This window comes from Acinetobacter sp. VT 511 (assembly GCF_001077515.1).
GTDB lineage: Bacteria > Pseudomonadota > Gammaproteobacteria > Pseudomonadales > Moraxellaceae > Acinetobacter > Acinetobacter schindleri.
Window position 1 is genome coordinate 24,054 of the sequence record NZ_LFRE01000054.1, and the last position, 6,175, is coordinate 30,228.

Sequence of the window (6,175 nt, forward strand, 5' to 3'; positions counted from 1 at the left end):
GCACTTAGCTCGCTTTTTGTAGTGGTAGGCCTACATAATTTTCAGCCAGAGTCTTCTGACCTGCTTCTGAACCTAAAATATAGCTTAATTCTGCTTGTTTAATTTTATGTTCAAACTCAGTTTCTGTTTCAAAACGATGAAGTAAATGTGTCATCCACCAAGAAAAACGTTCTGCTTTCCACACCCGTTTTAAACAGTTTTCTGAATAGCTATCAATTCCTGCTTCTGAACCGTTGGCATAGTATTCAATCAAGGCTTTAGACAAGAATGCGATGTCTGATGCTGCAAGATTTAAACCTTTAGCACCTGTTGGCGGCACAATATGCGCTGCATCCCCTGCCAGGAACAATTTCCCAAAACGCATTGGCTCTGTTACAAAGCTACGTAATGGTGCAATACTCTTTTCAATTGAAGGACCTGTAATTAACTTTTCACGGCTTTCAGGATCAAGACGGTTTTTCAACTCTTCCCAGAATTGCTCATCTGACCAGTTTTCAACTTTGTCTGTTAATGGGACCTGTAAATAGTAGCGGCTACGTGTATTTGAACGCATACTGCATAATGCAAAACCACGTTCAGATTGTACATAAATCAACTCATCTGCTACTGGTGGTACATCTGCAAGTACACCCAACCAGCCAAATGGGTACACTTTTTCAAAGGTCTTGATTTTATCTTCAGGAACACTTGCACGGCATACACCATGGTAGCCATCACAACCTGCGATAAAATCACATTGAACCGTGACCTGACGGCCTTCATCTTCAAATTTCACCGAAGGCTGCTCACCATAAAATTCATGAACTTGTACATTACTTGCTTCGTAGAAAGACGTTAATTGCGCTTCAGTACGTGCTTGCATCAGGTCTTTGGTTACTTCAGTTTGACCATAAACAGTGACCTGCTTACCTCCGGTAAGTTGGGTTAGATCCACACGGTGTTTCTCACCATTGGTTAGAATTTCAATACCGTTATGTGGTAAGCCCTTTTCTCTGAGTTGAGCATCTACACCGGCTTCAGCCAAAAGATCAACAGATACCTGCTCGAGAATACCAGCACGGATACGGCTTGCTACATACTCAGCACTACGTTGCTCAATTAAAATATGATCAATACCGGCTTTATAGAGTAATTGTCCAAGCAATAATCCTGCTGGACCTGAACCAATAATTGCGACTTTAGTATTTAAAATTTCCATATGCTGACAATTCCTTAATAGCCATCTTTTTTTACAAGCTAAGAAATTTTTATGTTTCTGCCTAGACTTTAGCCTCAATCCCTACCGAAATAGGTGACTTTTGTCCGATGATCGGACAAGATATTTAAGAAAATAACTAATGAGGGATATATAATTGCGCAAGGATGTAATTCTTAGTGAGAATAATAATGAGTCTATTCAATATGATGATTACATTGCAGGTCTAGCAAAAGGTTTAAGTCTGCTAGAATGCTTCGGTATTGAACGTCAAAAGCTCAATGTTACTCAGATTGCTGAACGTACCGGACTAAGCCGTACTGCGGCACGACGCTATGTCCGTACACTCAAATTTCTGGGTTATCTCGATACAGATGAACATTTTTACTGGCTAACCTATAAGGTGCTACGCTTTTCCAGTGCTTATCTCAGTTCTGCATATTTACCGAAAGTTGCCCAGCCCATGCTTAATCTCTTAAGCATAAAAACTGCTTTAAGCTATTCGGTGGCAGTGCTGGATGAGCATGAAGTCGTACCTGTCGCAAAAAGTATTGCTCCCCAAATTGATACCAGCAAACTTAGTCCGCTTGGTGTACATCTGGGGAATCGCCTGCCTGCTTATGCAACATCAACGGGTAAAATATTGCTTTCACGTTTAAGTTTTGAAGCCCAACAGCAATGGCTAGATAAATTCAACCTGAAAAGACTCACTCCTTACACGATTACGGATCCTCAAGTATTTTTAAAAATATTGCAGGAAGTGGGTCAGCTTGATTACTGTATTTCTACAGAAGAACATGAATTAGGAATCATTGCGATGGCCGTACCGATTTTAAATATGCAGGGAGATACTGTAGCTGCACTAAACTGTATAGGCTCAAGCAATCGGATTGATGCCAATTATTTAATACAAAATATCCTTCCATTGCTCAAACAAACTGCTCATGATTTGCGTGCCATACTTTGATGATATTGCATGATTTCTATACTCATTTATGTTTTATATGCTGAGTAATTGATCATGCATATTGTTTTTTACAAAATGAATGCCTGTATTCATACTTTTTAATTCCTAGTATTTCACTTGATTATTCAATGATTTCCTAGGATCTGTGGATCCAATTAATCCATAAAAACGATTAAAACATTTATTTTATGCTTGAATTTGGATCCAATAATGCTACATTTTGCATATCGCAGATTTGCTGATTAAAACTTCAGCAACAAAACATGGACGGGTTTTGGTGCGATGAACATATTAAAAACATTACTAGGATGACACCTAAGGGCTAGGTAGGGCTGATTAAATGAATCAATTATTGATATTCGTTGATAGGTTCATATCCCCGCGATAGGTGTCTAAATCCATGGAGAAAGTAAATGGTTCAGAACCCTCGTGAGGAAATGAATAACAAAACCATGAATAGATATCAGTGGTTTGTTATCGGTATCTGTGTTCTTTTAAATGTCATCGATGGCTTCGATGTGCTGGTGATGGCATTCACTGCATCATCGGTATCAGCTGAATGGGGACTTACAGGTGCGCAATTAGGTGCTTTATTAAGTGCTGGTCTATTTGGTATGGGGGCTGGTTCTTTATTCCTGGCACCTTGGGCAGACAAAATTGGTCGTCGCCCGTTAATCCTGCTTTGTCTACTAATTAGTGGTGTCAGCATGATTGCTGCTTCACTAGTACAGAATGCAACTCAACTCGGTATTATGCGTTTTATTACTGGTCTGGGGATTGGTGGTATTTTAGCGAGCAGTAATGTGATTGCCAGTGAATATGCATCTTTACGCTGGAGAAGCCTGGCAGTAAGTTTGCAGTCCACTGGATATGCAATTGGTGCAACTATTGGTGGTATGATCGCAATTGCTTTGATCAGCCATTTCGGCTGGCGTTCTGTGTTCCTTGCAGGTGGCTTAACGACCATGTTAATGCTGGTGGTAGCATACTTCACTTTACCTGAATCACTTGACTACCTGCTGGTCAAACAGCCAAAAAATGCTTTGGATCGTATTAATCATCTCTGCCAACGTATTGGTTTAACTCGTATTCCTCAGCTTCCTGAAGTTATCCATAATACAGCACAGCCTAAAATAGGAATTGCCAAATTATTCACTGCCGGTCTTGGCTTACAAACTATTTTTCTTTGGTTAAGTTTCTTCTTCGTGATGTTTGGCTTCTACTTCGTAATGAGCTGGACACCAAAAATCTTGTCTGCAAATGGCATGACGACTGAACAAGGGGTGACTGCAGGTGTACTGATCAGTGCGGGAGGGATGTTTGGTGCAGCCCTGATTGGTCTCATCAGTGCACGTTTACGTATATTCTATGTGCAAGCTGCCTTCCTGGCATTAACCGCTATTTTAATTCTGCTTTTTGTAAATAGTACTAGCACACTTACCATTGCCTTTATCCTATCTGTTTTTCTGGGCGTATTGTCAAATGGCTGTGTAGCAGGTCTTTATGCTATGTCACCATCAATTTATGAAGCAGATGTTCGTGCTACCGGTGTGGGTTCTGCAATTGGTTTTGGCCGTATTGGTGGAATTTTATCCCCATTGGTTGCTGGTGCATTCTTAGACGGCGGTATTTCTTCCCTTACCCTGTATGGCTATTATGCGGGTGCTTTTGTTCTTGCGATTATGACTGTTCTTAGCCTGTCAAAATTACAAAATAAACACGCAGCTCAACTGAATTTCCAAAGCTCAACTGTAAGTTCATAACACTTCTATCGCTTCATTATGATGAGCTGAACATGACGTTCAGCTCTATTCAAATATATAGGGACAATATTATGAGATTTTCTGCAATCTTTTTGGGGATACTTTCGCCTGTAGTTTTAGCTCCTGCGTTTGCAAACAGTTTTACTGATGATTCACAGGTCACATTGACAGCACGTAATTTCTATTTTGACCGGGATTATAAGCGCGGAGATGATTTTCCAGCAGCACGTGACTGGGCACAGGGTTTTATCTTAAAAGCAAATTCTGGTTATACGCCAGGGGTTGTCGGATTTGGTGTAGATATTCTGGGCCTGGCAGGTTTTAACTTATTGGGTGATAGTGTCAATGAGTATGCTGCTTCAAGTTTATTACCTGTGGGCAAAGACAGAAAGCGTGCTGACCAATATGGTGAAATCCGTTGGACCGCCAAGGCAAAAGTACAGGACTCGACTTTACATGTAGGGACATTAACACCGATGTTTCCTGTATTATTTTCCAGCCCTGCCCGTCTATTTCAGCAGAACTATCGTGGTGCTCATCTCCAGTTTAATGAAATAGAAAAGTTCAAGGTTCACGCCCTTTATACAGACCGTGTCAACCAACGAGATTCTACTAACTATGAAAAAATTCGAGTAGGTAATCCTAATGGACGGTTCAACACTACTGCTGAATCTTCTGGCCTGCATATGTTAGGGGCTGAATATAAGGTAAATGATCAGATTGCGACACAAATTTTTCATGCAGACTTACATGATGTATATCAACAAAGTTTCTTGGCTCTAAAAACCAAACATGATATTGGCATCGGTAATTTCCTATCTGATTTACGTTTGTTCGTGAGTGAAGATTCAGGTGATGCCCTTGCAGGTGATATCGAGAACCAGCACTTCAGCGGGATCTTCGGTTTGAATCGTAGCAATCACACCTTTAGTCTTGGCTATATGCAATCGTTTGGTGATACTGCCCTACCTACATTAGCAGGGGCTGAGCCTGCAGTATTCCTAGACAGTATGAGTGCTGACTTTACGAATATTAATGAAAAAGTCTACCACGTCCGTTATGACTACGATTTTAAAGACACGGCACTTAATGGTCTTAAATTTATGACCCGTTATAGTAAAGGAGTGGATATTGAAATTAGAAATCTACCGGGCGAAGAATTTGAACAAGATGCACTAGATTTCGATTTAAGCTATCGGATTCCAACAGGTAAGCTTGAAGGCTTAAACCTGCGCGCGCGTTACAGTCATTATCGTAATGATATGCCTGCACAAGGTATGGCTTTCCGTTCTGATAATGAAACTCGTGTAAATATTGATTACACTTGGAAATTTAAATAAATCTCAATTGATTTTGAAAAATAAAAGGTCTTGATCTGACACTACTCTTTTGAGTAGTGTCAGATCCTAGTTTACTTTTATTGAAATACATTAAAAACTAGATCAATAGATCTCTTTCATAAATCAAAAAAACGATCTTCTTTTTGGTTAATATTTGCACTCCGGATTTCTTGGCATTCGTGCATAATCTGCGGATGAAATACATCGATTCAAACAAGCTTTCTGATCCTCAGTTCAAGCGATACACAGGCATCTCATGGTCAACTTTCTATTTGATGGTTGAGCAATTGCAGAAGCATGTCTCTGCCAAAGGCAGACCGCCCAAGTTAAGCCTGGAGGATCAGGTTCTGCTCTGTCTGAGCTATTGGCGGGAATACCGAACCTTATTTCACGTTGCGACGAGTTACGGGGTTTCAGAGCCCACAGCCTCAAGAATTGTCCGTCATGTTGAAGACTGCCTGATTCGGTCCAATCTGTTTAATTTACCCAAAGATTTACCCGAGGGCGAAGGCATCGACTGGAATGTTGTGATCGTGGATGCCACGGAAATTCCAATCCAAAGGCCTAAAAAAACAGAAGAAAAGCTATAGCGGCAAGAAAAAGACCCATACCTTTAAAGTACAGGCCATGATTCACTACAAAACTCAGCAAATTCTGAGTTTATGTACCAGTCGCGGTGCAGTGCATGATTTCGAGTTGTTCAAACGCAATTTAAACCAGATTCCTTTTGGGGCTTTTATCCTTGCAGATAAAGGCTATCAGGGGATTTATGTGCTGTATCCGAATAGCCTGTTGCCATTAAAAGCCAAAAGACACTGTAAATTGGATCCTGAATTGAAAATCTATAATCAAGAAATCAATAAAAGAAGAATCGGAATTGAGCATGTATTTGGCAGCCTGAAAACCTTCA

General features: G+C 40.4%; 6 protein-coding genes. 5 read left to right on the forward strand and 1 reads right to left on the reverse strand.

Features of this window, described 5'->3' with window-relative positions; all coding sequences use genetic code 11:
* Positions 1–4 precede the first annotated feature (4 nt).
* Positions 5–1,198 carry a 4-hydroxybenzoate 3-monooxygenase gene (gene pobA / locus ACS72_RS05585; RefSeq protein WP_048881510.1) on the reverse strand — a complete coding sequence of 398 codons (1,194 nt, stop codon included), beginning with the start codon at positions 1,196–1,198 and terminating at the stop codon, positions 5–7.
* Positions 1,199–1,352: 154 nt separating this feature from the next.
* On the opposite strand from pobA, the gene ACS72_RS05590 reads away from it, so the two are divergent.
* The 5 genes from ACS72_RS05590 to ACS72_RS05605 all read left to right on the forward strand — a co-directional run.
* Positions 1,353–2,162: an IclR family transcriptional regulator C-terminal domain-containing protein gene (locus tag ACS72_RS05590; protein ID WP_048881511.1), complete on the forward strand. Its 810-nt coding sequence runs from the start codon at positions 1,353–1,355 to the stop codon at positions 2,160–2,162.
* Positions 2,163–2,575: 413 nt separating this feature from the next.
* Entirely contained in the window at positions 2,576–3,925 is a 1,350-nt protein-coding gene (locus ACS72_RS05595; RefSeq protein ID WP_048881512.1) for an MFS transporter, read from the forward strand.
* Between the two features lie 71 nt (positions 3,926–3,996).
* Positions 3,997–5,265 (forward strand): OprD family outer membrane porin, encoded by a 1,269-nt coding sequence (locus ACS72_RS05600; protein ID WP_048881513.1) that lies wholly within the window; start codon positions 3,997–3,999, stop codon positions 5,263–5,265.
* 194 nt (positions 5,266–5,459) lie between these two features.
* Positions 5,460–5,855 (forward strand): transposase family protein, encoded by a 396-nt coding sequence (locus ACS72_RS17320; protein ID WP_008306679.1) that lies wholly within the window; start codon positions 5,460–5,462, stop codon positions 5,853–5,855.
* On the forward strand, positions 5,803–6,175 hold a 373-nt coding region (locus ACS72_RS05605; RefSeq protein ID WP_048881514.1), incomplete at its 3' end, for a transposase family protein. The genes ACS72_RS17320 and ACS72_RS05605, both read left to right, overlap by 53 nt.

What these genes read in the sequence shown, in the direction of transcription:
- ACS72_RS05595 (WP_048881512.1), top strand. Translation starts at nt 2,576, where the DNA reads ATGGTTCAGAACCCTCGTGAGGAAATGAATAACAAAACCATGAATAGA.
- ACS72_RS05600 (WP_048881513.1), top strand. Translation starts at nt 3,997, where the DNA reads ATGAGATTTTCTGCAATCTTTTTGGGGATACTTTCGCCTGTAGTTTTA.
- ACS72_RS17320 (WP_008306679.1), top strand. Translation starts at nt 5,460, where the DNA reads ATGAAATACATCGATTCAAACAAGCTTTCTGATCCTCAGTTCAAGCGA.
- pobA (WP_048881510.1), bottom strand. Translation starts at nt 1,198, where the DNA reads ATGGAAATTTTAAATACTAAAGTCGCAATTATTGGTTCAGGTCCAGCA.